The sequence below is a fragment of the Emticicia sp. CRIBPO genome (genome assembly GCF_009905725.1).
In the GTDB taxonomy this organism is placed as follows: Bacteria; Bacteroidota; Bacteroidia; order Cytophagales; family Spirosomataceae; genus Leadbetterella.
This window is the reverse complement of record NZ_JAAAKV010000016.1, coordinates 1-23,595: the sequence shown is the minus strand read 5'-3', so window position 1 is coordinate 23,595 and position 23,595 is coordinate 1. Positions and strand designations below refer to the sequence as shown.

17 protein-coding genes are annotated in these 23,595 nt (G+C 47.5%); 5 read left to right on the top strand and 12 right to left on the bottom strand.

Annotated elements, in window-relative coordinates; translation table 11 throughout:
• Positions 1-500: 500 nt before the first annotated feature.
• Positions 501-920: an SRPBCC domain-containing protein gene (locus tag GVN16_RS24240; protein ID WP_166566557.1), complete on the bottom strand. Its 420-nt coding sequence runs from the start codon at positions 918-920 to the stop codon at positions 501-503.
• A 1,118-nt stretch (positions 921-2,038) separates the two neighbouring features.
• Here GVN16_RS24240 and GVN16_RS24235 point away from each other — a divergent pair.
• Complete coding sequence (locus GVN16_RS24235) at positions 2,039-5,065, top strand: ATP-binding protein (RefSeq protein ID WP_166566556.1); 3,027 nt, start codon at positions 2,039-2,041, stop codon at positions 5,063-5,065.
• Here GVN16_RS24235 and GVN16_RS24230 read toward each other — a convergent pair.
• The 5 genes from GVN16_RS24230 to GVN16_RS24210 all read right to left on the bottom strand — a co-directional run bounded on the left by GVN16_RS24230 (position 5,052) and on the right by GVN16_RS24210 (position 11,581).
• A complete protein-coding gene (locus tag GVN16_RS24230; protein WP_205748981.1) occupies positions 5,052-5,690 on the bottom strand; it encodes a response regulator transcription factor in 639 nt (212 codons plus the stop codon). The two genes, GVN16_RS24235 and GVN16_RS24230, sit on opposite strands and share 14 nt — an antisense overlap.
• Before the next feature lie 628 nt (positions 5,691-6,318).
• Positions 6,319-7,353, bottom strand: a complete 1,035-nt coding sequence (locus GVN16_RS24225; RefSeq protein ID WP_166566555.1) for a hypothetical protein — start codon at positions 7,351-7,353, stop codon at positions 6,319-6,321.
• Positions 7,354-8,318: 965 nt separating this feature from the next.
• Complete coding sequence (locus GVN16_RS24220) at positions 8,319-10,046, bottom strand: STN and carboxypeptidase regulatory-like domain-containing protein (protein WP_166566554.1); 1,728 nt, start codon at positions 10,044-10,046, stop codon at positions 8,319-8,321.
• Positions 10,047-10,061: 15 nt separating this feature from the next.
• The gene (locus GVN16_RS24215) at positions 10,062-11,042 is read right to left on the bottom strand and encodes a FecR domain-containing protein (protein ID WP_166566553.1); all 981 of its coding nucleotides are present in this window, start codon (positions 11,040-11,042) and stop codon (positions 10,062-10,064) included.
• The gene (locus GVN16_RS24210; protein ID WP_229244344.1) at positions 11,039-11,581 is read right to left on the bottom strand and encodes an RNA polymerase sigma-70 factor; all 543 of its coding nucleotides are present in this window, start codon (positions 11,579-11,581) and stop codon (positions 11,039-11,041) included. The genes GVN16_RS24215 and GVN16_RS24210 overlap by 4 nt, the downstream gene beginning before the upstream one ends.
• A 154-nt stretch (positions 11,582-11,735) precedes the next feature.
• Between GVN16_RS24210 and GVN16_RS24205 the strand changes: the two genes are divergently transcribed.
• A complete protein-coding gene (locus tag GVN16_RS24205; protein WP_205748980.1) occupies positions 11,736-11,873 on the top strand; it encodes a hypothetical protein in 138 nt (45 codons plus the stop codon).
• Between the two features lie 28 nt (positions 11,874-11,901).
• On the opposite strand, the gene GVN16_RS24200 is transcribed toward GVN16_RS24205, so the two are convergent.
• Entirely contained in the window at positions 11,902-12,291 is a 390-nt protein-coding gene (locus tag GVN16_RS24200; RefSeq protein ID WP_166566551.1) for a helix-turn-helix domain-containing protein, read from the bottom strand.
• A 93-nt stretch (positions 12,292-12,384) separates the two neighbouring features.
• Between GVN16_RS24200 and GVN16_RS24195 the strand changes: the two genes are divergently transcribed.
• On the top strand, positions 12,385-13,125 hold the full coding sequence (locus GVN16_RS24195) for an SDR family NAD(P)-dependent oxidoreductase (RefSeq protein ID WP_166566550.1): 741 nt from the start codon (positions 12,385-12,387) through the stop codon (positions 13,123-13,125).
• A gap of 62 nt (positions 13,126-13,187) precedes the next feature.
• Here the strand turns inward: GVN16_RS24195 and GVN16_RS24190 are convergent, their stop codons facing one another.
• Both GVN16_RS24190 and GVN16_RS24185 read right to left on the bottom strand, forming a co-directional pair.
• Positions 13,188-14,372: a cytochrome-c peroxidase gene (locus tag GVN16_RS24190; RefSeq protein ID WP_166566549.1), complete on the bottom strand. Its 1,185-nt coding sequence runs from the start codon at positions 14,370-14,372 to the stop codon at positions 13,188-13,190.
• Positions 14,373-14,477: 105 nt separating this feature from the next.
• Complete coding sequence (locus tag GVN16_RS24185; protein ID WP_166566548.1) at positions 14,478-14,747, bottom strand: GIY-YIG nuclease family protein; 270 nt, start codon at positions 14,745-14,747, stop codon at positions 14,478-14,480.
• Positions 14,748-15,115: 368 nt separating this feature from the next.
• On the opposite strand from GVN16_RS24185, the gene GVN16_RS24180 reads away from it, so the two are divergent.
• Entirely contained in the window at positions 15,116-16,102 is a 987-nt protein-coding gene (locus GVN16_RS24180; protein WP_229244342.1) for an FAD:protein FMN transferase, read from the top strand.
• A 101-nt stretch (positions 16,103-16,203) separates the two neighbouring features.
• Here the strand turns inward: GVN16_RS24180 and GVN16_RS24175 are convergent, their stop codons facing one another.
• Genes GVN16_RS24175 through GVN16_RS24165 form a run of 3 tightly spaced genes read right to left on the bottom strand, consistent with a single transcriptional unit; the run spans position 16,204 to position 20,383 of the window.
• Positions 16,204-18,402, bottom strand: a complete 2,199-nt coding sequence (locus GVN16_RS24175) for a PepSY domain-containing protein (RefSeq protein WP_166566547.1) — start codon at positions 18,400-18,402, stop codon at positions 16,204-16,206.
• 11 nt (positions 18,403-18,413) lie between these two features.
• On the bottom strand, positions 18,414-18,905 hold the full coding sequence (locus tag GVN16_RS24170; protein ID WP_166566546.1) for a DUF2271 domain-containing protein: 492 nt from the start codon (positions 18,903-18,905) through the stop codon (positions 18,414-18,416).
• Between the two features lie 2 nt (positions 18,906-18,907).
• Positions 18,908-20,383, bottom strand: a complete 1,476-nt coding sequence (locus GVN16_RS24165) for an ankyrin repeat domain-containing protein (RefSeq protein WP_166566545.1) — start codon at positions 20,381-20,383, stop codon at positions 18,908-18,910.
• A gap of 547 nt (positions 20,384-20,930) precedes the next feature.
• On the opposite strand from GVN16_RS24165, the gene GVN16_RS24160 reads away from it, so the two are divergent.
• The gene (locus tag GVN16_RS24160) at positions 20,931-23,099 is read left to right on the top strand and encodes a hypothetical protein (protein WP_166566544.1); all 2,169 of its coding nucleotides are present in this window, start codon (positions 20,931-20,933) and stop codon (positions 23,097-23,099) included.
• Positions 23,100-23,595 lie beyond the last annotated feature (496 nt).

Below are 23,595 nucleotides of genomic sequence, written 5' to 3'. Positions count from 1 at the left end.
ATAGATATAGCGACCGCACGCATAGATATAGTAACCGCACGCATAGATATAGCAACCGCACGCATAGATATAGCGACCGCACGGACAGATATAGCAACCGCACGGACAGATATGGTAACCGCACGCACAGTTATAGCGACCGCACGGACAGATATGGTAACCGCACGCATAGATATAGCGACCGCACGCATAGATATAGTAACCGCACGCATAGATATAGTAACCGCACGCACAGATATAGCAACCGCACGGACAGATGTAGTAATCGCACGGACAAATATGGCGACCGCACGCATAAATATGGAAAACCCGCCGCCCGCTTGCCAGCATCTCCGGACGTAAGGAGGAGACGCCCGGTCGACGCCCCCCGGTCTCTGACCGGAGAGGGGAAAAATTAAGGAGCAGAAAAAGCCCGGCCGGTTCTCTATCCTTCATGGCTTCCTTAATGCTCTTAATGCCTTCATGGTGATCCACGAGTCCCAAAAGCGTACAAAGAATCCTTACCCCTCCGCCAGCCGCTTCAAAACAGGAGCCGCCCCGTTCCAGTAAAACTGTACATGCTCTGTGGAGGCCGCCGACACCAGGTTACTGTGCGTGATGGTAAGCGAGGTATGACCTTCCTGCTCACTGAGCTCAAAAGTAATCACCGCATAATGCTCCGGGCTGTCCGGCAGCCGCATGATCTCGCTCCATGAACTGTACTGAAACACCCGCTCAGGCACCCATTGAAGGATAAACCCCTTATACTCATGCTCCCCGTTGACCGCACTCCTGACGCTGATCGGGCCCCCAACCTGCCAGTCAGAATCAACACTGATGTCCGCATCAGACATCCACCGCACCATCAGCTCCGGCTCCGTAAGCACCCTCCAGACCCGCGACGCCGTGGCATTAATGATGATTGTTTTGGTGAAGGTCATGATATTTTAATTATTAGAATTGGTGAATTTAAAGGAAAAGGGACAAAGGAAAAAGTAAAAAGAGAGAAAGGAGAAAGCCCGCCCGGCCTGATGGCCACGTCGGACGGGGAAAATGCCTGCCCGGCCTGGCGGTGACGCCGGACGGGGAGAAAGCCTGTCATGTCCTGATGGCCACGTCGGACAGGGAAAATGCCTGCCCGGCCTGGCGGTGACGTCGGAAGGGGAGAAAGGACATCACAGAAAAGGGAAGAAAGAGAAAAACTGCCTCCTTCGACTATAGCCGGACAAAAACAAAGCCCCTTTCTCCGTTCTACCTTTCTCCATTCTCCTTCGAAATAAAAAAGCCCCCGGATTACTCCGGGGACCCGTCAGGCCTGATTCAGGCCTTTCATGATTGGATTTAAAAGCATTATGCTGACTTCTTTGACCGGTGGATAGTGTTTTATGAGTAGGGATGGGTCTTTTTGATTCTTTTTCATTGCCCAGTTGAGGTTGCAGGTAAATAAAGCTGACGACACCTCGTTTATAACCCCAATAGGCCAAAGGGGATGTGGTGTGGCCGGGTCTGCATCAGGTATTATTTAAACCTGCAACGCTAAAACTGGAAATCTGAAATTCTCAGTCCGGATGATCCGGGGTAATGATGTTAATGGGGTCTTTTGGTTTGATAATATTCAGACAGGGGTGCCCGGGCAGGAGTCGTTTTATTCCCAGGGCTCTACCGGTCCGATGGTTAAATTCACTTTTATCGTTTTTAGTTAAAGTACTGTCTTGTACGTCAGGCGTTTGTTATCTCCTTTCGATATGCAAAGTTGGTAAGGCTGTGCCACATAAAAAACAGCAATGAAGCCACACGGTTGTAGCAAAATCGCCACCTGTCTTAAGTCGCTGATTATCTTTTGTTTAAGTGAGGTTTTGAGGGCTTTCAGGAGGCGGTTTGCCAGGTCCTGCAGAAGTGGTGTAAATAACCTGAAAATAAGGGGATAGAAAACAGGATCATCTTTAGTTTCAAATTCAAAGGTAAATATTACCTTTAAGAAAAAAAAGGGGTTAGGTTTCACATCAAAGTAGGGAGGGGGCTACAGGGTGTGTATTAATTATAGAGAAGGTTGGCAGACATGATGAAACGGATTTTTTGGTTCTTAACCATCATATTCAATTTTATTCATCCGGATTTCCTGTATGCTCAGACAGGGAAGCCGCAATATTCCGTGGCCCATTATACCACCGACAACGGCCTGCCGCAGAGCAGTGTAAAAGACATCGGATTTGACAAAGCGGGCTATTGCTGGCTTATGACAGAAATGGGCCTGGTGCGTTTTGACGGCAGGCAGTTTAAAGTCTACGGCACAGGGCAAATCAAAGGACTCAGTTCAGACAGGATGAAAGTGGTCGCCAAAGGGATACAAGGAAGCGTGTATGCCAGGGCGGAGGGAGGTCAGGTTATTACTGTATCCGAACAAGGCCAGGGCTCTTTTTTAGCCCCCCACGTGTCCGATGACTATGGCGTCAGGCTCGGGCATGACGGTTATGCGGTGATGGGAGGAACAAAAATAAAGGCATTCGACAAGTTTTTGAGTAGTTTTCCGATCACCAAAACGCTGTTGTACGGTGTGACCAGAAGCGGGGGAATATACACATATAGTGACGAGGAACTCTACTATTTTAACCGTGACCTGCTTAAGGCTGTTCCTTTGGCGGGTTATGAGAGAAGACCTGACAGTCATACAAGCCTGCTGGGTGATGAATATTTTATGGTGCTCAGGCCCGGCAATCAGACCAAAGTCTGGAAAGGGACGGTGTTTCAGGATAGCCTCACGAAGATTACCGGGGATATTGAAAAGAATGCGGATTATCTGAAGGGTAAGATGAAAACCCTGTGGTGCGAAAACGGCACTTTTATTTATGCAGGTAATAACCTCTACAGGATTTTTGTCACAAAAGGCAGGCTGAGCAGCGTGCTGGTGCTGACGGACCTGAAAATAGACGCCCCGATCTCCATTTACTATGTACCGCAGCAGGACAAATATTTCTTCGGGTCCTATACAGAAGGGCTGTATGTGGTTCAACGCTCCATCTTCACTTACCCTTCCATTCCGCAGGAAGTAAAAGGACAGAACTTTTACGCCCAGGCCAGGGTGGGGGAGAGCCAGGTATTTATCAAAGACGCCCTCTTGTCTGCTACCGGGCCTGCCAGGCACATTCCCCTGGAAACGACCGACGGCGTGACTTTTTACGCCACACCCGGGCAGGAGATGTATTATGAGCGACATTATCAGTTAAAAAAATATGATTTTAAAACCGGACGTTCGTCTGTTATTTTGAACCTGACCAACCGTCTCAGGTCGGTTTTTTCGGGCGGGGCTGATTCTTCGGTCGTTTTTTGTTCGAGGAGGGTCTTGGGGATCCTGAGAAAAGATACGGTCAGTGTTTTGAAGACCCTCCCGCCCAATGTCTTCCTGGCAAGCGGCAGGAAGATCGGGGAAGATGACTTTTTACTGTCCACAGAAGCGGGGCTGAAGTGGTATAACCTCAGCACCAACAAGATATACCGCTCTGTGCTCGACTCCTGTTTTGTCAGGACCACCATGACCGACAAAGACAACAGGATCTGGATAGCCAGCTATGGCAAGGGGTTTTATATGTACGAAAAGGATAAGGTATATCCTATGCCGTTCGGTCCTAAGCACGCCCTGAAAACCGTACATGCTTTTATTGACGATGGCCTGGGGTACTTCTGGCTGCCATCCAACAGCGGCCTCTTTAAAGTCAGGAAACAGGACCTCGTTGATTATGCCCACGGTAAAATCAGTGACGTTTATTTTTACCGGATGAGTAAGGAAAACGGCCTGAGGACCAATGAATTTAACGGGGGCTGTGATCCGTCGTTTGTCTGGCTCAAAGACAGCCTGCTGTCGTTGCCGTCGATGAACGGCCTCGTATGGTTTTACCCGCGTAGGACAGTCATCAGGTATCCGGACAGGAATATCTACCTGGACATGGTCACTATGAATGGCCGTGAACTCCGTAAATCGGAGAAGTTCATCGTGCCGCCTGATTTCAGGTCCCTTTCTTTTATGGTGTCGAGTCCTTACTTCGGGAATGCCGAAAACCTGAGCCTCGAATACCACTTTGAAGGGCTCACCCCGGGTTGGATTCTCGTACCTGAAAACGGCGTGATCACCTTCAATGGTTTGCCATCGGGCCAATACGAACTGCAGGTGAGAAAAGGTCAGGGGCTTTATAACCGGGACTCGCAGATACTGAGGGTTCCCGTCAGTATACAACCCTGGTTTTATAACACGTGGTGGTTTTACGGCCTCACGCTTTTGTTATTGGGCCTGGCGGGATACCTGATCATATTGTACAGGGAAAAGTCTTTAAAGGAAAGGTCAAAGATACTTGAAAAGAGGGTGGAGCGACGCACCAGTGAACTCAACAAGGCCGTGGAGAACCTCGAACAATCAGAAATGGCCCTGCTGAAAAGTAACCAGTCAAAAGACAAGATCATCACGATGGTGTTGCATGACCTGCGGTCGCCCATCCGTTTTATCAATTCGATCAGCAATTCCATCGCCAAAAAGGCAGACACGATCACAAGAGAAGAACTCGTTTCGGGCCTCTCAGACCTCAGGCTGGGCAGCAAGGCCCTGGAGATATTCACGAAAGACTTCTTTACCTGGGCACTGAGCCAGAGTGATAGTTTTGTGGTGAAAAAGACCCGGTTTACGGTAAAAGAACTCTTTTCGGAATTGGAAGAGCTGTATGGGGAAATACTCCACAGTCGCGAAAACCACATGATGACGGAAGATGCCGGACTGAACTGTTATTCCGACTACCAGATTCTCGGGTTTATCCTGCGAAACCTGATTGACAATGCCAATAAAAATACCCGGAACGGGCTCATTCACCTGAAGGCCCGCTCAGAAGGCGAAAGCCTGATCTTTTCTGTTACCGATACCGGAAAAGGCATGTCGGAAGAAAACATCAGGAATTTTCTGGACGAGACCCGTAACATCGGTACGGAAGGGACCGGTAGCTTGCTTGTGCTTCAGATGCTGAAAGAAATACAGGCAGAGCTTGACATTCAGTCTGTTCCGGACCAGGGCAGCGTATTTACGGTCAGGCTCATCAGCCCTCAATGATATAGAATTGCTTAGCCAGGCGGTCCAGCTCCAGCACATTCTTAATGCCCAGTTTTTCAAACACCCTGAACTTGTAAGAACTCGCCGTGGAATGGTTGATAGAAAGTGTATTGGCGATTTCCAGGGCTCCGTAGCCTTTCAGCAGCAATGTGGTGACTTCAAATTCGCGTTTTGAGAGGGCGTCAAACGGGTTGTCGGGACTGCCGTTGAGGAATATTTCAGCGAAATGCCTGGAGAGCTCATCCGTAATGTATCTTTTACCTGAGCCTACCGATCGGATGGCTTCAGAGGTTTCTTCGTCGCTGGCGGTTTTGCAGATGTACCCGTGGGCACCGGCCTTAAGAAACCGCGGGCCGAATATATTTTCAGGGTTAACACTAACGATGAGGATTCTGAGCTTGGGAACAAGGGCAATGGCTTGCGTGACCATTTCGAGGCTGTTGGTGTCCGGCATGTTGATGTCTGTGATGAGCATATCCACAGTCCCGGTTTTTAGTTTCGAGAGAACTTCCTCGCCGTTGTCGGCGAAGTCGATCTTGCAGTTAGAGAAAAAAACATCCTTAACCAGCATGGCCAGTCCTTTGCGGACCAATACGTGGTCGTCGGCAATCAATATAGACTTCATTATTTCGAATAGTAGTTTGTGAGAATATTTTGCATATCTAATCTGATATTTTGACTATCACAAGCCATAAAAGTCACAAATTAAATCAATTATCTCACTATTTTTACCCGAAAGCCCTGTAAATAAATAGAATAGGGATTTAAATGTACAAACTTGTGTGCCAGGGTCAGCCCCTTTCCCGTTCTGAACGGCACCTCTGCACCGGCCGGATTGGTTTTTGTCTGTTGGTTCAGGCCGTTTTAATCTGTCCGTTCGGACTCTGATGACCTATTGCATCTCAGCCCCCTCGGGGCGGCATATTTTTTTTTCGATTATTGTGTCATTTATTTCTTGCCACAAAGACCCGAAGGCACGGTTAAAAGAGCCTGTTGAAAATCAAATCGGGAGATTTATTTCGGGTCAGGCGGAATCCCGTCCCTAGCCCCATCGGGGCGACACATCGTTAACTGGGAATGTATCAAGACCCAGACAAAGCCCCATCGGGGCGACATATTTGTGTCTCGATGTAATCGGAACTCCGAAGCAAAGCATCCCCCGTCCGGCTTCGTGCCCTCATGACAAAAAACAACGAAGAATATGAAAAAATAAAGGCCCCGGAGGCCGGGACCTTATCCAAAATGAAAACTATTTACAACACAATCTGTACGCCCAGGTTATACCCTACATGAAACCCGTGGAAGTCGTCGCTGTTTTTATTTTTCCAGATAAACTTCTTCACGAATGCGTGGTGATCGTCGCGGTCGTAGTAAGCGTAGTTAAGGGAGGGCCCGGCAAATACTTCTACGCGGTTGCCTATTCTCAAAGTGGGTAATATCCTCAAAGTGTTTTTAGAGTATGGATCTTCCCTGAAATCGGTCAGTACCTGTGTGGCCAGTTCGGCATTCAGACGGAAAATCTTTCCGGAGTAGAGACGTGCCCCGATCCCCGCTTCCAGAGCGTAGTAATTGGTGTGCGTTTCTTTCAGATTGTAACCCACTCCCAGTACGCTGTAGAGTACCCGTCCACCCGAACGGAACGTGGCCAGGGCCGTACCGGATTCGTCGTAACTGACGCCGATGGATTTTTCTCCGTTTTTGATGATGTTGATGATGCCGATCGGGTAATCGCTGCTGTCGGCGATGTTGATGAAACCGGCGATCTGCACGCCTTTTACTTTTTTGGCGATGTTGATAAAGCCAGCCACCTGGGCGTTGACATCTCCTGATTTGTTCATGAAGCCGGCGATTTGTCCCCCTTTTACGTCGGTAGCCACATTCAGAAAACCTCCGATCTGTGAGTTGACGGGCCCGGTCATGTTCATAAACCCGGCGATCTGGGCACCTTCCACGCGGGTTTTGGCGTAATTGCCGAAGCCTGCTATCTGTGCTCCGTGTACGGAAATCCCGGCGTGGTTATATACCCCCGAGATCTGCACCCCGCGGACATGCTCTTTGACGATACTAGCCACCCCGGCAATGGCCACAGATTGCTCGTTTTTAGATACCCCCGATATGGCATGCAGTGAGAAGGCGTTGGAAATCTCCGGTGCACTGACGCCGTTGGTGCTCAAAGGATAAACCAGACCCACATGGGCCGAACGGACCGCCTGGGCAAATATAGAAACAGAAGAAATGGAAATCAGGAAACAGATGCCTGTGATGATTAATAATGGATACTTTTTCATAAAATCTGATGCAATTGATATAATTAAATAAATCTCTCGAGCTCAAATCCGGTAGGCCTCCCGGCAGATGCTGCTTATACTTTAAAGACAACCGGTAAGGCTGATACCCTAGATTTTTTCTGAGTTTTTTTTAAGATTTTGGAGATGATAGCCACCAAGGCACGGCTGGCATTTCTGAAGTTATTGGGAATCTGTTGCATGGGTCGGTATGTCGTGTCAAACGAACCGTGCCTTAGTGCCCTCGTGGCAAAACAGATTCGCAGATGATAGCCACACGGCTGAAACCTCTGAAGTTATTGAAAATCCGTTGCATGAGTTAGTATGTCGTGTCAAACGAACCGTGTCTTTGTGTCCTTGTGGCAAAAAAGATTGGCAGATGATAGCCACACGGCTGAAACTTCTGAAGTTATTGAGAATCTGTTGCATGAGTTGGTATGTCGTGTCAATCGAACCGTGCCTTTGTGTCCTGGTGGCAAAAAAGATTAGCAAATGATAGCCACACGGCTGAAACCTCTGAAGTTATTGAAAATCTGTTGCATGAGTTGGTATATCGTGTCAAACGAACCGTGCCTTTGTGTCCTCGTGGCAAAAAAGATTGGCAAATGATAGCTACTAAGGCAGGGTTAGTATTTCTGAAGTTATTGGAGGATCGAAGGCATTTGGATATTGCGTCAAATGGAATTGTCCCGGCGGGACAAAATATCTGTAAAAAGTCATCTTAACCTTTGTTCAACATCCCGGCGGGATGGCATATTTATCGCGGCTGCTAGGTAACATATCATCCCTACAGGACTTTCTTGAACTCTTGTTTCTTCAGTTGTTACCAGTATTTCATCCCTACGGGAGTTAATAATCTTTTGAAAATTAGTTTAGTACTGGCAGAGTCAAGAACTTGTTAAATCACTATCAAAATATTCCTGACAGGAAAAGCCTTCCGGAAGAATTCCAGATGATAGCAAAAAGAATCACCTTTGATAATTCCAGCTGATGCCTCCCTGCCAGCCGGTCCACATCGACCAGTCTTTAGAGAGTTTCCGGGCCTTGTAACTGTCGAGATTGAGGGCCTGGTAGCCGTCTTTAACGTCGCTTTCCTGCTGAAAATAAGCCGACCATGCCGGGCCTCCATGGATTGAGAAATGCGGACTCAGTCTGAACCTGAGAGCAGGCTGCAGCCTGATAAGCATCGGGTTGTTTTCCCAGTAACCCAGGAAAAGATTGTTCTGGGTCAGTTCTGTGATCAGTCCCAGACGTTTGTAGATATTAAACTCTGTCCCGAAACCTATGCCCAGACTGTACCGTTTCTGATCCGGCGACAGCATTGATCCGGCTGTCAGGATGGTGTAAAACTTTTTCGTCCCGGTTTTCCAGGCCAGGTTAAGTGGCGTGACTTCGTTGGTAAAGACCGATAGATTTCCCTGTCCTTTTTTGATAAAATTGAAGATTCCGAGGCTCACCCCCGAAGAACTGTCGGCGATGTTGATGATCCCGATCTGCATGCCTTTGAGATAACCGGCACGGTTGATGAGACCTGATACCTGTACGCCCCTGTGGGTACCTTTGGTGCTGTTCAGGATTCCCGCTGCCTGAAAACCGCTCATGTCGCGTCGGGCTTTGTTGTAAGCTCCGGCCAGCTGAGCTCCCGTGACATCTGCCAGGGCGGTGTTAAACAAACCCGCTGCCTGTACGCCATATAACGTCTTTTCGGCAAGGTTACCCATGCCAGCGGCCTGCATGCCACTCACAGAATCCTGCACACTGTTATAAACCCCTGCCGCCTGAAAGCCCGTGAGTTCACCGGAAACGAAGTTAAACATTCCCGCCGCCTGGAAATAACCGACGTCTTTGCGGGCAATGTTAAAGACTCCGGCCACTTCGACGCCGTTGGTACCTCCGGTGTATCCTCCTACAAGGTTCAGCGAAGCCTTATTGACCACCTGTGAGCCCATCCGTCCGTGTGTACCGATGCCGGGTAGCAAAGAAGCCTGGTAAGGAAAGGAAACAAAGAAACGGGTGATGTTGCGGCTGTGCGTCCTGAGTCTGGATGAGACCAGCAAACGGCTTAAAAAGTTACGGTCTGCATCGCCATTGGTGACCACCACTTCGTTGAGGTTATAAATCCGGGCTTTGACCCCGATCTTAAAGTCATCGGGCAGGGGAGCGGATACTGTAACTGAGGTATCCGAATAGCCGAGTTTACTGATGGTGAGGTCAAGCGGGAGGATCTTTTCGCGTACCCTTAACCTGAAAGTGCCCTGCTCATCACTGAGGGCAGAGATGAGCAGGGTTTTGGAATAGACAGAGGCGAAATCGACCGCCTCCCCGGTTTCCTTGTCGACCAGCCGGGCCTGGATGTAAGTATATTTTTCGGCCGGAGGTTTCTGTATGATGATGTGATCGCCTATCTCTTTGTATTGATAATGGCCCTGCAGCAAGGCATCCAGTGCTTCTTTGGTAGTTTTTTTGCTGAGGCTGAGGGTTACCAGGCTGTCGGCCGGAATGAGGTTGCTGCCATACGAAAAATAAAATCGGCCCTGTTTTTCTATGCTGGTCAGAACAGAGGACAAGGGTTGTCTGACCACGTTCACCGACACGATTTTCTGCAGTGGCTTTTGGGCATATCCATGGGTCAGAGAAACAAACACAAAGGCGATGGACAGGCCGGTTATTTTATATAATGGTAATAGTCGATTCATTCCGAAAGATAAGCACTATTTCAAAATAATGCGTTGGTTTTGCTGCACTACAGAGATATTCAGGGTTTCGCTGATGATGTTAAGCACCTGGTTTAGAGGCATGTTGTCAAACACCGTATTGATTTCCTTGTTACGGATGGACGGGTTTTCGATCACAATATCAGCCTGGTAAACTTCATTCAGCACATCGACAAGCTCATGCAGAGGTGTCTGACGGCATACCAGCTGATGGGTGCGGTAATAGTTATAGAATTCGTCCGTAACTTTCTCTTTTACGAGGTCGTTCTGCCCTTTGGTTACCGTCACGATTTCCTGCGGACGGGCCTTTATGGTCTTAGCCGTATTTTCCACCTGCACCAGGCCTGTTTCTACCACCACTTCTGTCTTTTTATCCGTGCTTTTGATGTTGAAGGAAGTCCCTAAAACGGTCACCGTCACCTCATTCACATGGATTTTGAAAGGCTTTGACTTATCCGGAGCCACTTCGAAAAAAGCTTCCCCGTTCAGGGTTACTTCGCGGGTCTCAGCGTTGGTAAATGCTTCATTATAAGCTATCGATGAGTTTTTGTTCAGGGTAACGACCGAGCCGTCAGGCAGGGTGTCTTTCCTGGTTTCTCCGGTCGTTCTGATACTGATCTGTTCTGCTCCTGAGAGCTTATTGGGCTTATAAAACAACCAGGCGGCACCCGCGACAATCAGGATGGCTGCTGCAACAGACCACCATTTGAACATCCCCTGGGAAGTATTCAGCGGGATAACCCGCCCCTGTGCTTCGGTTCTCTTTTTAAACCTTTGCCAGGCTGCTTCCTCATCCACCGTGCTGTGGTCAGCCAGTGTCCGGCTGGTTTGCCAGATGGTCTGGAAATGCTCGAAATACCTGCGGTTTTCCGGCTTTCCGGCCAGCCAGTGCTTAACCACCAGTTGTTCGTCTTCTGATGCTTCTCCCAACATCATTTTAACGAGAAGTTCATCGGGTATATGGGTGAGTTCGTTCATGATGGCATTAAGAAAAACAGTAAAAAAGAAGCAGGTAAAAAGTCTACGAGTTTTAATCTCAGGAGTTTGAGGGCCTTGCCCATCTGGTTTTCGACGGTTTTGACCGGAAGGTCAAGTCTTTCGGCGATTTCCTTGTATTTCAACTCCTCGAAGCGGCACATCTGGAAGATCGTCCGGCACTTTTCAGGCAGCTCGCTCAGGGCCACCGACAGGCGTTCTTCCAGTTCTTTCAACTCTAAATTCTGTTGGGTGTTATTCCCTGATTGCTCCTGGTTCATTGCATATTGATGGTAAGCTTCCCGCACTTTAAGATGTTTCAGGTAGTTCAGGCTTTCATGGTATACAGAGCGGTAGAGGTAGCCGCTGACTGACTCCCGGATAGATAATTGCTCGTTTTTCTCCCACAGCCGGTAGAAAATATTCTGCACGATTTCCTCTGCCATGATGCTGTCCCTGATGAGGGTGCAGGCATAGGCATAAAGGCCTTTGAAATGTGTTTTGAAAACATATTCAAATGTTTCTTCCGAGTCTTTGTTCAAACTTTCCGTTTGAGTGTCATTCATTAGTTCCTCTGTTATCACGCTTTGCAAAGATAATGGCCGGAGCCCTGATTTGTAGTAAAGACAACCCGCAAAGGTTTTACCCTAAATTTTTTCAGGTTTTTTTTCAGAGGCATTTCATTGTAAAGGCCTGGTGATCCTGGTAGATGTAGTCGAAGGTTTCCAGCCCGCCATGCGGAATTACCTCGATTATGTGAGAAATCATGAAAATGGCTACCTTTCTACCACCATCCGGCCTAAAAAAGGGATGGAGTTTACGGGGAAATTATAACAGGTCCTCAAAGCCTGAAACCATATTTTCAGACCATAAAATCAGATTTTATCAGGTCAGTTTCCGGGTTAACCGTGCTTCTGTGCATATTGCCCCATTCAGAAATGGACTGAAGCATGGGCCGCATGGTTTCACCCAGTTCCGTCAGCTCGTACTCCACTTTGGGCGGTACTACCGCATACACCGTCCGCTTGATGATCAGGTCAAGCTCCAGTTCCCTGAGCTGTGCTACCAGCATCCGTTCCGATATCCCTTCGATAGAGTTTTTCAGATCGCTGTAACGCATCTTCTGGTGCGACAGCCTGCACAGGATGGCAGGCTTCCATCTTCCCCCGATGATTTTCAGTGAATAGGCCATGCCGCAGCTTTCATTGAGCATCTTTTCATTCAGGGTGTTCGTAGAAGTGTCTTTTCTCATTACTTACTTTTTTGTTAGTACCTCACAATTAATTGTATACCTGCAAATTTAACAATAAGCACTTTACTTTTGACAAAAATTAAACAAAAAAGTATGAAACGTTTCGAAAACAAAATAGCCTTTGTTACCGGCGGATCCCGCGGAATGGGGGCTGCCATCGTAAAAAGACTGGCTTCAGAAGGAGCCCATGTGGTATTTACCTACAGCAAATCGGGAGAGAAAGCAGAGCTGTTGGCTAAGGAAGTAACAGAGGCCGGGGGATTGGCAAAAGCCGTCAAAGCAGACAGCGACGATGCCCATGATCTCACAAAGGCCGTTAATGAACTGGTTGCCGAACACGGGCACATCGATATCCTGGTGAATAATGCGGGCATATACAACGGCAAGCCCTTTGAATCGCACACGCTGGAGGAATATGAGGAGATCATGAACGTGAACGTCCGGGCCGTGTACCTGGCTTCGCATGCTGCAGCCCCGCATTTCCCGGCAGGCGGCAGGGTGATTACGATAGGCAGTAACATGGCTGACAACGCCGTTGGTCCGCAGACCACTCTGTACACCATGAGCAAGTCGGCTTTGCAGGGTTTCACAAGAGGTTTGTCCAGGGACCTGGGAGCAAAAGGAATCACCGTAAACCTGATCCAGCCCGGCCCCGTCAACACCGATATGAACCCTTCAGACTCTGAACTGGCTGATTTTATGAGAGGACGTATGGCCCTCGGTGAATACGGCACCACCGAAGACATCGCGGGGCTGGTAAGCTACCTGGCCAGCGAAGAGGGTAAGTTCATTACAGGAACCGCCATTACGATTGATGGTGGCTTGAATGCGTGATCTGTCTGTATTTATCTGATGAAAAGAAGGGCTGCCCGGAAGAATATCTGAGCAGCCTTTCATTATTGTATCCTCCCCCCAACCGGCAAACCGCTCGGTACAGATTTGGGCATCTTTTTGTCGTATTTGCCGTCATTCAGTGTGTTCAGAAATTCAATGATGCTGCTGATGTTTTTGAACTCCACTTTTAAGGCTTTGGCATGAGGGTCCAGGCGGTCTTTGCTGACGTGGCTATTGGGAAGCTCCTTTCCCTGCAGGTCTTCATAAAAGAACATGACGCTTTCCAGGTTAGCTATTTTGCCGCTGTGCATGTAAGGCCGGGTAAAGCGGAGGTTACGAAGTGAGGGCGTCCTGAAAGCATAGGTTTTCTCATATCCTGAGTCTGATTCGGAGCGTTTTTCATTATCCGCTACCCCCAGCACATGCGTTTTAAAGTCGGACAGCATCGGGCCGTTATGACACCTGGCACAGCCGGTTTCAATGAATATCTCCATACCCCTTACTTCCCCGTCTGTCAGGGCTGATTTGTCTCCCCGCATGTATTGATCGAAACGCAAGTTATTGGCTATCAGCGAGCGTTGAAAAGCCGCCAGCGACTTGCTGATGTTGGCTTCGGTGATGGCGTCAGCATCTTTGAATGCATTTTTAAACAGTTTTCTGTATTCAGGAATTCTGTTGAGTCTGCTGACAATTTCAGCTGAGATATGTTCTTCCGGATACACCACCCCTCTCATTTCTTCCATGGTTTTGACGGGCATCATGGCCTGGTGCTCCAGGTTGTCAGCCCGTAAATCCCAGAACATCGGGGCTTTTTCAGGCGAATAGTTGCCATTCATGTCTATACCATTGAAAGCCGTATTGAGCAGGGATTGTGAATTGCGTTTTACAAACGGGACCTCATTCGGTTCGTTAAAGGCCCTTTTTTCTCCCAGTCCCTGTCCATTCACACCAATGGACAGGTCGATGCTCTCAGCGTAGCCAAATTCCGGGTGGTGGCAGGTGGCACAGGCCACGTCTTTTGGCCCGGATAAAACAGGATCGTAAAAAAGCAACCTGCCCAGCTCAATTTTTTCAGGAGTGGCAGGGTTGTCCTCCGGTGATTGGTAATGAAGAGGTAAGGCATCAATTCTCCCCAGATCTGCCACTTCTTCAGACCCGGACGAAGTGCTTTCCTGGTCCTTTGCCGAATGACAGGCATTGATCAGGAAAATAATGACTACAGCCCAATGTTTAATGGTAAATTTCATCGTCGGAAAAGCTGCCCGGCCGTTTCTTGACACATTATAAGTTTCTGCCTGAAAACACAGTGTTCAAATCTAATTAAAATATTCAGATGTAACAGAACTTTGATTTCAATTTGAATGCGAAAAATCAGCGGACCGGGTATTGATCAGTTTCTGAATAAACACCTTGCTTTTCTTCAGTTTGATAAACTTTTCCCTGTCCAGTGCCTCTTTCTTGCTTGGGTATTCTTCCTGGTAAACAATCGTCCAGGGTTTCTTTTTGGAGGTGTATCCTGTGCTGGCTTTGTTATGCTGGTTTAATCTTTCCTGTGGGTCGGCAGAGAAGCCGATGTAATATGACTGGTCTTTCTGACTCTGCAGAATGTAAATAAAATACATGGGATTGCTGTGAAAAGGGGATTAATGGGTAGTTAAAATCTGAGACAGGGTTTTGAGGCCGCAAATGGCAAAAAAGTCACATTTTTTTGAAGATTTTAAGCGGGAGATTCTGCGGGTCCGGCCATTTATTTTCCGGGATGATCCCTGAATTTTGAAGAGGGGGTAATGGTTTTATTCCCGGTTTTCTGATGACCAGTTTTGTTTAAACGGATGATTCCGGTGGGGTTGTAATAAGCCTGTGAAAGATAGTATCTTTCATATAAACCTGTGATTTATTTACAAAAATACCTTTATGCCTGACCCTTTAACGCCGAACTTGTGCTAACTTCGATGCTTAAAAAATCGGTTTGACCGTAAAAATACTTTAAATGAAGAAAATCGCATTGGCCGTCCTGTTTTTCTCCGCACTCACTGCCCGGGCACAGGTGCTGGGTACAAGAACCGTAAGACTGATGGGCAGCCGTTTTGACATTACCATTGTGGCCAAAGATTCCCTTTCTGCCGAAAAATATATTGACACCGTCATTGCTGAAGTGGCAAGAATAGAAAACTTAATATCAGACTGGAAATCAGATTCACAGGTAACGGAAGTCAATAACAACGCCGGGGTCCGCCCGGTTAAAGTGGCTTCGGAAGTATTCGAACTGACAAAGCGTGGCCTTCACCTCTCTGAAATGACCAACGGAGCTTTCGATATCAGTTTCGCGGCCATGGACAGGATCTGGAAGTTTGACGGCAGCATGAAAGAAATGCCTTCGCCCGAAGCGATTAAAAATTCAGTGCGGAATGTGGGCTATAAAAATGTTGTGCTGGATAAGGAAAACACCACCATTTTTCTGAAACACAAAGGCATGAAAATAGGGTTTGGCTCTATAGGCAAGGGTTATGCGGCAGATTATTGCCGTGACCTGATGATGTCCAAAGGTGTTCCGGCGGGGATCGTCAATGCTTCCGGCGACATCAGCACCTGGGGAAAACAACCCGACGGCAGCGATTGGATGGTTGGAATCACCAACCCGATGAAAGATGACACCGTTTTTGCTGTGATACCGTTGTCACAAAGTGCGGTGGTCACCTCAGGCAGTTACGAAAAATATGTGATGTTTAACGGCGTCAGGTATGCCCACATCATTAACCCGGTTACGGGCTATCCTGCTACAGGGGTATGCAGTGTGACCGTATTTGGCCCCGATGCAGAGCTTGCTAACGGTTTCAGCACCTCCATTATGGTGATGGGCAAAGACAAAGGCCTGGAGTTGATAAAACATTATCCTGCTTATCAATGCGTGATCATCGCTGATGACGGCACTGTTTTCTTAAGCCCGAACCTGGACCCGGATAAATTCAAATTGTAGTCTTATTTGAGAAAAAGGAAAACGCTCTGATACAGCTCTTTGATTTGAATAAAGCTATCTCAGGACAAGACATCCCTTTTCCATCCTCCATTTTCCTTATATCAATAACAATCCGTCAGAATCTGGTCATGCGACTGATAATGGCTGACACCCTTACCTGATTTCTCCCGGCAGATCGTGTCGATCAGGTTAAGCACGTCTTTTTGCATGGCAAGAGAGCCGCAAATCATCAATATTCCCTGATTCTCAAGTACACGCGATACCAGGTCGGCATCCCTCGTGATCAGGTCACTGACATATTGCTTTTCATCTTCCCGCGAAAACGCCACATGGAGCTGTCCTAATTGACCTTCATTCTGATTTGAAACAAGGAATTCCTTGTACATTTCAAAAGATATGGTGTTTCGGAAACCGCAATAGAGATGGCAGGTTATTTTGGTTTTATTCTGATCGATCATCCCCAGGAAAGGGGCTATGCCGGTACCGTTCGAAATCATGATCACTTCCTTTTTTTTCTCAGGGAAATAGAAGTGGGGATTGCGAACCACCCTTGCACGGATTTTTTCACCCGGTTTTAGCCGGTGCAGATAGCCTGAGCCCAGGCCGTCGGTGTGGATTCTCACACTTAACTGGATATGCTCCCGGATTTTTCCTATGGAATATAATCTTTCGCGATGATCGCCGGCCGGATAAATGGCCAGAAGATCTCCTGAAGTTACTTTTTTGCGTTTATTTAACTTTAAACGGATCAGGAAAGTACCACCCGAATCATTGACTTCCACATTGTCTGTTACCGTAAAGGTTTCAAGCCGGCTGGGGTCTTTGGCGAGTGATCCGGGCTGAATGGTCACCACGGGCATGTTGATTTTCTGAGACCAGGCCTCTGCCCAGAGATTGAATTCTCCGGGTGACTTGTCGTCGACGGTATGTACCCCCAGCAATGGAACAGCCCATTCATGACCGGAAAGTAAATGGTCAACGTCAAAGGCGAACTTGCAAAAATCTTTATAGGCCCGTGAGCCGAATCCCAGCACGGAATAATGAACAGGGCGGGGTTGAGGGTGCTTCTCCAGTAAGCTGACAAAACGAGAGGCGTTGGTCGGGGCTTCTCCCAGGCCATAGGTGGAAGCAAATATCAGCAGGTATTCTGCCTCAGGATAGACCATGTAACTGTTTAATTCGCCGATAAAACTTTTTTCGCCCTGCTTAATCAGCTGATGGTGGATGGCATTGGCAAAAAGAAAAGAAGAACCGTTTTCTGAGCCCACCAGGATGATGAACCTTGAATCTTTGGCCGCGAATTTATTTTTAATGAGATTGGCCCGCCGTCTGAAAGTCATCAGGAAACCTGAGTAAATAAAGAAGAGGATATTGCAGGAGGCAATAGCCAGTACAATGGCCCAGAAAGCGTTGGTTTTCCCGGTGTGGAGGTCAAGGCTCAGTTTCGACAGGATCACGGTTACCGGGTACTGTTTCTCACTGAGGATATCTCCTGTTACCTGGTTTACGGTTACCACCCTGTCATTAAGCTTGAGGGTATAATAGTCTTCAGGGTCTTCAGAGAAAGGGAATTCAATGGTCTTGACCTCAGATAATAAGGTATTGGTAAAGATTTCAAAGGTTTTCGGGTCTTTTACCGGGCCGGATTTTATGTTGTCGAAATCCACTTCCGGAGGAGTTACCGTGGCCGGCACGATTTCGAAGCTGTTCAGCGAAATGTACGTGCCCGTAAGAGCAATAATAAGGATAGGGACAAGCATGAGCCTGCCCAGCACTACGTGATAGTATTGAGCAAAATTTTCCTTTACAATACGCGTAAAAAAGCGGCGGACCCCTCTCTGACGCTGAATGACCAGGATAATCCCGGATAAAGCAATCAGGATCAGTAAAAAGGCCGTAAGCCCGATAAAGAACCTTCCGGTAAGGTGCAGAAAAAGTGAGCGGTGCAGGGCCGTCACCCATTGGAAGAACTCATTCGGCTTTTCAACCTTCCCCAATATTTTTCCGGTATGCGGATCTATGTATGCCGAAAGCTCATTGCCTTCATTGTCGCTGCCTTTTACGGACACAAAGCTGTTGGCATCCACCGTAAGTTCGCTGATACCAGGGTACGTCTCCCTGATCACCGGAAGGCTTTCAGACAGCTTTATTTCGTTAAAATTATCGACCCTGTACGGCTGCGATTTTTCAATGACGGGCTGGAACGCCAGGATGACCCCTGTAACGGATGCTAAGGTGAGAAAAAGAAAAGAAGATACAGCCAAAGCCAGGTGGCTGTATCTCCATATAGATACTGTCATAAAAATCTGTTCTAGTTGGGCATAAAGCGAACGTAGCGGATATAGCCGGTACCTTCACTGCGGGCCTTGAGGCCTTCACTCGTCAATGGAATTTCAAGGTCTTTTACGTAGTATTCTTTATCTTCCACTGCGGTTTCAAACCTTAATTTATAGCCTGCATCGATCTTCGAATTCTCGATCTCCACCAATGCGACACTGCGGTCCCCGCCGGAAACTGAAGCCCCGGTTATCGCACTGATGTTGGTAGGCTTCTTCTTGTAAGACTTATGCCATTCTTTCATATCAGGATGCCATTTCTTCTCATCGCCCATCACATACAGGGTCTTGTCATATTCACCTTTGCTGTTGATGATAGAAATGACGACATAAGCCCCCTCACCCGTGTAATTGGTCATCTGGACCATGCATTTGTACTTTGTCGTACCTGTTTTTTGAGAAAATGCTTCACTTCCTGATGCAAGGAATAACAGTAAAAAAAACAGCTTATTTATAGTAGATTTCATTCTTATTTAAGAAAATCAATGGATACTTTATTTTTTGAGAAAGACTCATTTTCGCTGGCCAGATCATAGGCACTTTCATCAAAACCGGTCTTGACATCTTTCCTGGCTCCGGCAGACAAAAGGTACTTGATCAGTACATCGTCTTTGGAGATCATCACCGCTTTGTGCAAAGGCGTAAAGCCCTCCTTGTTTTTGCTGTTGATGTCAATGTTCAGGCTTTCGATAAGTTTAAGCAGGTCAATACTGTTTTTAGCAACAGCCAGGTGGTAAAGTGTGCTGCCGTCTTTCTGCGGTGCAACCAGATCCAACCCGTTGTCACGGAGAATCTGAAGTTTGGTGGCGAATTCACCCTGTTGTGGTCCTCGTCTGTAAGACTGGATCAGGTAATAAGCCAGGTTGTTGCCGTCGGCATCGCTGATTTTTACATCAGCCCCGTTTTTGATAAGATAAGAAACTACTTCCGGAGAATTGCTCTGAATAGCGAATGCCAGGGCAGAAACTCCTTTTTTATTGGCCTGGTTAATGTTTTTTACTTTAGGCAAAAGCAGGCCGAGTGTTTCAATGCTCCTGTTGCTGGCGGCGGCATTCATAAATGGCGTATTTCCATCCGCATCAGCCTTGTTTACGTCCACACCTTTAGACAGGAAGTATCTGATGATTTCATCCTGGTTAGGTCTGCGTACAATGTTATGGAGTGCATTTTGTCCGTTAGCTGCCACAGCTGCCGGTTTGATGCCCAGGCTTTCCAGGTATTGGTACAATTCAAGGGTGTTGGCACCGCCACGGCCGCCCTGGCTTGCCATGATCATCGCGTTGTCGTTAAACTTCACCCCTTTGGCCAGTAAAGCTTTCATAACGTCGATTTTGCCACTTCTGGCTGCGTAGTTAAACGCTGTGTTGCCCTGGGCATCGGTAGAGTTCAGGCTTAGTCCTTTAGAAACGAAATAATTGGTCACCGCAAAATCCTTATCATTGGCAACCGCCATCAGAAGGGCATTTGCTCCGTCGTGGTTCAGGTCTTTTTTCAGATCAGCACCGTTGGCAAGACACAGGTCATAGACTTTGGTGTTCTGCTGACTGCCGTTGGCCGCAAAATTTAGCGGGGTATACCCGTGATTATCTACCGGAGTGGCTTTTGACCCTTTGCTAAGGAGGTATTCCATCAGGTCTGTATTGCCTCTCATAGCCGCCCAGTGGATGTAAATCCTGCCGTCATGGGTAAGTTTCGCCACGTCATTGCCAGGCTGGGACATTAAATATTTGATGGTTTCGATAGGTACGTCATTATTGATGGCCATCACCACAGGGTCGTGGTTGGATGGGGTAAACTGCGAAGGGTTGTTGCCTTTGGCTATTTCGGCTTTAACTATCTCTACAGATGGCTTTGTCTGCCAGAACTTCGAATCGAGAAGGGTGTTGTCCTGTGCTTGTGCTGAACAGGCGATTATGGTAAAAACAGCGATAATTAGTCTTTTCATTTTACTCAGATTAGTTGTTTTACTTACACTTAGTCCTTATTTATTTAAATTCCGGTACTGTCAGGGCATTTTCTCAGATAGTTTGGGTCTTGTATAAAACATGTCCTCTGAGCTGGTTTCCTGTTGCTTTAAAATCGATTTTATAAGCCAGGGACAGTTTTAAAGCGGAATTTTGAGCGTTTGCGTAATACTACCGGTTTGACAAAGGTAATTCATATTTAGATTGATTCCAAACAAAGGGCAAGGTAAAATGTCCCCGGAAGGAGCTGCAGGCTATAAGCTGTGAGTTTTCAGGGTGGCCAGGGAGCCGTTGATTCATTTTTCAAATTCAGCTCTAAAAACTTTTGTGAAATCGTCTGCGGAACTGGAAATTTGAACTATCTTAATGTCTGAAATCATAGCAGATTTAGTTAAATGCTTAAATATAAGTGCTTTGTATTATGGTGCTCTCTGCTGTTTTTTATAATATTTCCCCCGGAATCCTTGTATTTAATCCACATTTAGTAGTATAACAAGCAATAGAAATCATTAAAAAAAGAATATTCTTATGAGTACAAAAGTAATCTCTGTGTTTACAGTATTGGCGTTGACGCTGACCCTGTCCGGTTTTGTGACCTCCTATTCATCTGATGAAAGAAAACAGGGGAATAAGATAGAGGGGAAGGTAGTTTACAACAAGAAGAAACACAGCATGACCTTATCATGGCCGGCATTTGGCTCTTCAGGGCCTTATGTCATCACAAGAGGCGGCAGCCGTCTGGCATCGGATTTTGTACCGGCGGGCTCGACTTCCAAGCTGACATTTACGGATAAAAAGCCCAATGCAGATAAGTACGAGAACTATTACAAAATTAGCCGTAACTCAATCACCATAACACTTTCACTGGAGAACCAGATTTTTGGTAACAATATGTATTTCTACGACAGGAAACATGAAAAAGCAGAAACTGCACGTAATGAAATTAATTCGCATTTTTCCACTACCGGTCTCAGCGGGGCTAATGGTGAGTGGACTGTAAAACGTCAGGCCTATTATTTCAAGGCCAATGTTGATGGTCAGTCTTACGACCCGGGCGGGTCGGGTTCCGCCTCATCGGCAGAGGCCAACGCCATCGAATTAGGATTTTACTCGCACATAGGAGGCTTAGGCAAGACGCCGGGAGATGTTAAATTGGGTTCTGTATTCACCAGACCCCACCTTTCCGGGGGAGCCAATGCCACGTGTACGTTCTGGCGTTCCATGGAAAATGTGTCGGTGATGCGGGATTTTGCCTGGACGGTTTCTCAATCCACCAGTGCCCGGAGAATGCTGATTGAAAGCACTTCAAAATATATCTCAGATGTCGGAAATACCAACTTCTGGGGTAGCGGCGGTTTTATTGCCGACTCGCGTTACACTTCGTCCAGACCAAACTGGGGAGGGCAACAACAATGGTATACCAGGAATACTGTTTTCCCTTCAGGCTCCGGAGCTATGGGCGGTTCTTATAATATGGTCTGGCAGGGTTGTGTCAATCCCCCGCAGGCGAATGATGTCAATTCTCCTGTTGCTACCACCCCTGTTATCAGGGAAAAACCTTTCCTTTTTATAGATAAGGATGGCGAGTACAAAGTCTTTGTTCCTGCATGGCAAAAGGAAAGGGTAGGGGTTTCCTGGTCGTCAACCGAAATGGGCGAAGGCCAGGTTCAGGATTTGCTCACCGGCTGGTATGTGGCCAGGGAAGGCGACACCGATGTGGAAGTCAACAATGCCCTGAAAGCCGGCAAAAATGTATTTTTCACGCCGGGGCACTACGCATTGAATGCCCCTATACAAGTGAACAGAAAAGATGCCATACTTCTGGGTGCAGGTATCGCCTCAGTAACCCTGGAACCTACTGAAAAAAACACCTGGGGATGTATCTATGTTGACGACAAGGAAGGGATTATCATAGCCGGACTTCTTATGGATTCATTTAACAGTACCACTTATCAGGTGAGAGTTGGCAACGAAGGAGCGGAGGCAGACCATGCTGCCAATCCTGTCCTGCTCACAGACATCACCTGCAGGGTAGGCGGGGTTAAGTCCAAAAACATTCAGATACATGCTTCTATGCAGATAAACAGCAACCATGTGGTGGGCGACCACTTCTGGTTGTGGCGTGCCGACCATGGTTCGCAACGTGGCGGAAGCTTACGCTGGGTAAGAGACAGGTGTAAAAACGGACTTATCGTTACCGGTGATGATGTGACGCTCTATGGCTTGTTTGCCGAGCACTACCAGGAATATGAAGTGCTGTGGCTGGGAGAACGCGGCAGAACCTATTTCCTGCAAAACGAACCGCCCTACGACGCCCCGGATCAGGCAAGCTGGAGCAGTCAGGGAGGCCGGGTTGAAGGTTATGCAGCATCCAAGGTAGCTAATACCGTAAAAGAGCACCATAGTATAGGAATGGGCTCTTACGCCGTTTTGACAGGAACAGACGGAAAGGTGAATAAAAGTAACGGCTTTGAAATACCTAACAGTCCGAATGTGAAACTCGAAAAAATGTGCACCACCCGTTTTGCCGGTCCGGGACAAATCCAAAACGTGATCAATGGTATCGGGGGCAGCACAGCAACCGGGGTGAAGCGTGTGGCGTCATACAACAATGGTGGAGGCACACAACCCTACGACGAAGAATTTGATTTACCTAATAAGGAGTCATATCCTGCATACATTGTTATGGATAAGTAAGGGGCATTCTTGCCAGAAAATATTTCAATAAATAAAACGCTGAGGAACGGTTCGTCTTCAGCGTTTTATCATTTCACGAAAGCATACCCGCTGTCCAACGTCTTAGGCGTACCGGACGGCGACAAGCGGTCTCCGACCGTTGGCTTGAAAAATGTTATTAATTATTTTATCAGGCTGAGAAGTTTTCCTGAGGTCAGAGCCCTCATTCCGCCCTCCTTTACATCCTTAAGACGTTGGAGATCTCAAATCCCCGGATTTCTCTGAGGATTTTCGCGGTCCGGACGGGAACGCCTAGTTGGGGACGCCTGGTTGGGAACGCCTGGTTGGGAACGCCTGGTTGGGACTCGAAACGAAACGTCGCACCGCCGCGACCCTCCCGAGAATCGGGACAGGTATTCTATCCATCTGAACCGTTTATCAGCTTTTCGATGAAGATTTTGCTTTTTTGTTTTTTGATAAAATTTTCTCTGACTAAAGCTTCTGTTTTAGTCGGATA

Coding starts and splice junctions, on each gene's coding strand:
- GVN16_RS24240 (WP_166566557.1), bottom strand. CDS start 920: ATGACCTTCACCAAAACAATCATCATTAATGCCACGGCGTCGCGGGTC.
- GVN16_RS24235 (WP_166566556.1), top strand. CDS start 2,039: ATGATGAAACGGATTTTTTGGTTCTTAACCATCATATTCAATTTTATT.
- GVN16_RS24230 (WP_205748981.1), bottom strand. CDS start 5,690: ATGAAGTCTATATTGATTGCCGACGACCACGTATTGGTCCGCAAAGGA.
- GVN16_RS24225 (WP_166566555.1), bottom strand. CDS start 7,353: ATGAAAAAGTATCCATTATTAATCATCACAGGCATCTGTTTCCTGATT.
- GVN16_RS24220 (WP_166566554.1), bottom strand. CDS start 10,046: ATGAATCGACTATTACCATTATATAAAATAACCGGCCTGTCCATCGCC.
- GVN16_RS24215 (WP_166566553.1), bottom strand. CDS start 11,042: ATGAACGAACTCACCCATATACCCGATGAACTTCTCGTTAAAATGATG.
- GVN16_RS24200 (WP_166566551.1), bottom strand. CDS start 12,291: ATGAGAAAAGACACTTCTACGAACACCCTGAATGAAAAGATGCTCAAT.
- GVN16_RS24195 (WP_166566550.1), top strand. CDS start 12,385: ATGAAACGTTTCGAAAACAAAATAGCCTTTGTTACCGGCGGATCCCGC.
- GVN16_RS24190 (WP_166566549.1), bottom strand. CDS start 14,372: ATGAAATTTACCATTAAACATTGGGCTGTAGTCATTATTTTCCTGATC.
- GVN16_RS24185 (WP_166566548.1), bottom strand. CDS start 14,747: ATGTATTTTATTTACATTCTGCAGAGTCAGAAAGACCAGTCATATTAC.
- GVN16_RS24180 (WP_229244342.1), top strand. CDS start 15,116: ATGAAGAAAATCGCATTGGCCGTCCTGTTTTTCTCCGCACTCACTGCC.
- GVN16_RS24175 (WP_166566547.1), bottom strand. CDS start 18,402: ATGACAGTATCTATATGGAGATACAGCCACCTGGCTTTGGCTGTATCT.
- GVN16_RS24170 (WP_166566546.1), bottom strand. CDS start 18,905: ATGAAATCTACTATAAATAAGCTGTTTTTTTTACTGTTATTCCTTGCA.
- GVN16_RS24165 (WP_166566545.1), bottom strand. CDS start 20,383: ATGAAAAGACTAATTATCGCTGTTTTTACCATAATCGCCTGTTCAGCA.
- GVN16_RS24160 (WP_166566544.1), top strand. CDS start 20,931: ATGAGTACAAAAGTAATCTCTGTGTTTACAGTATTGGCGTTGACGCTG.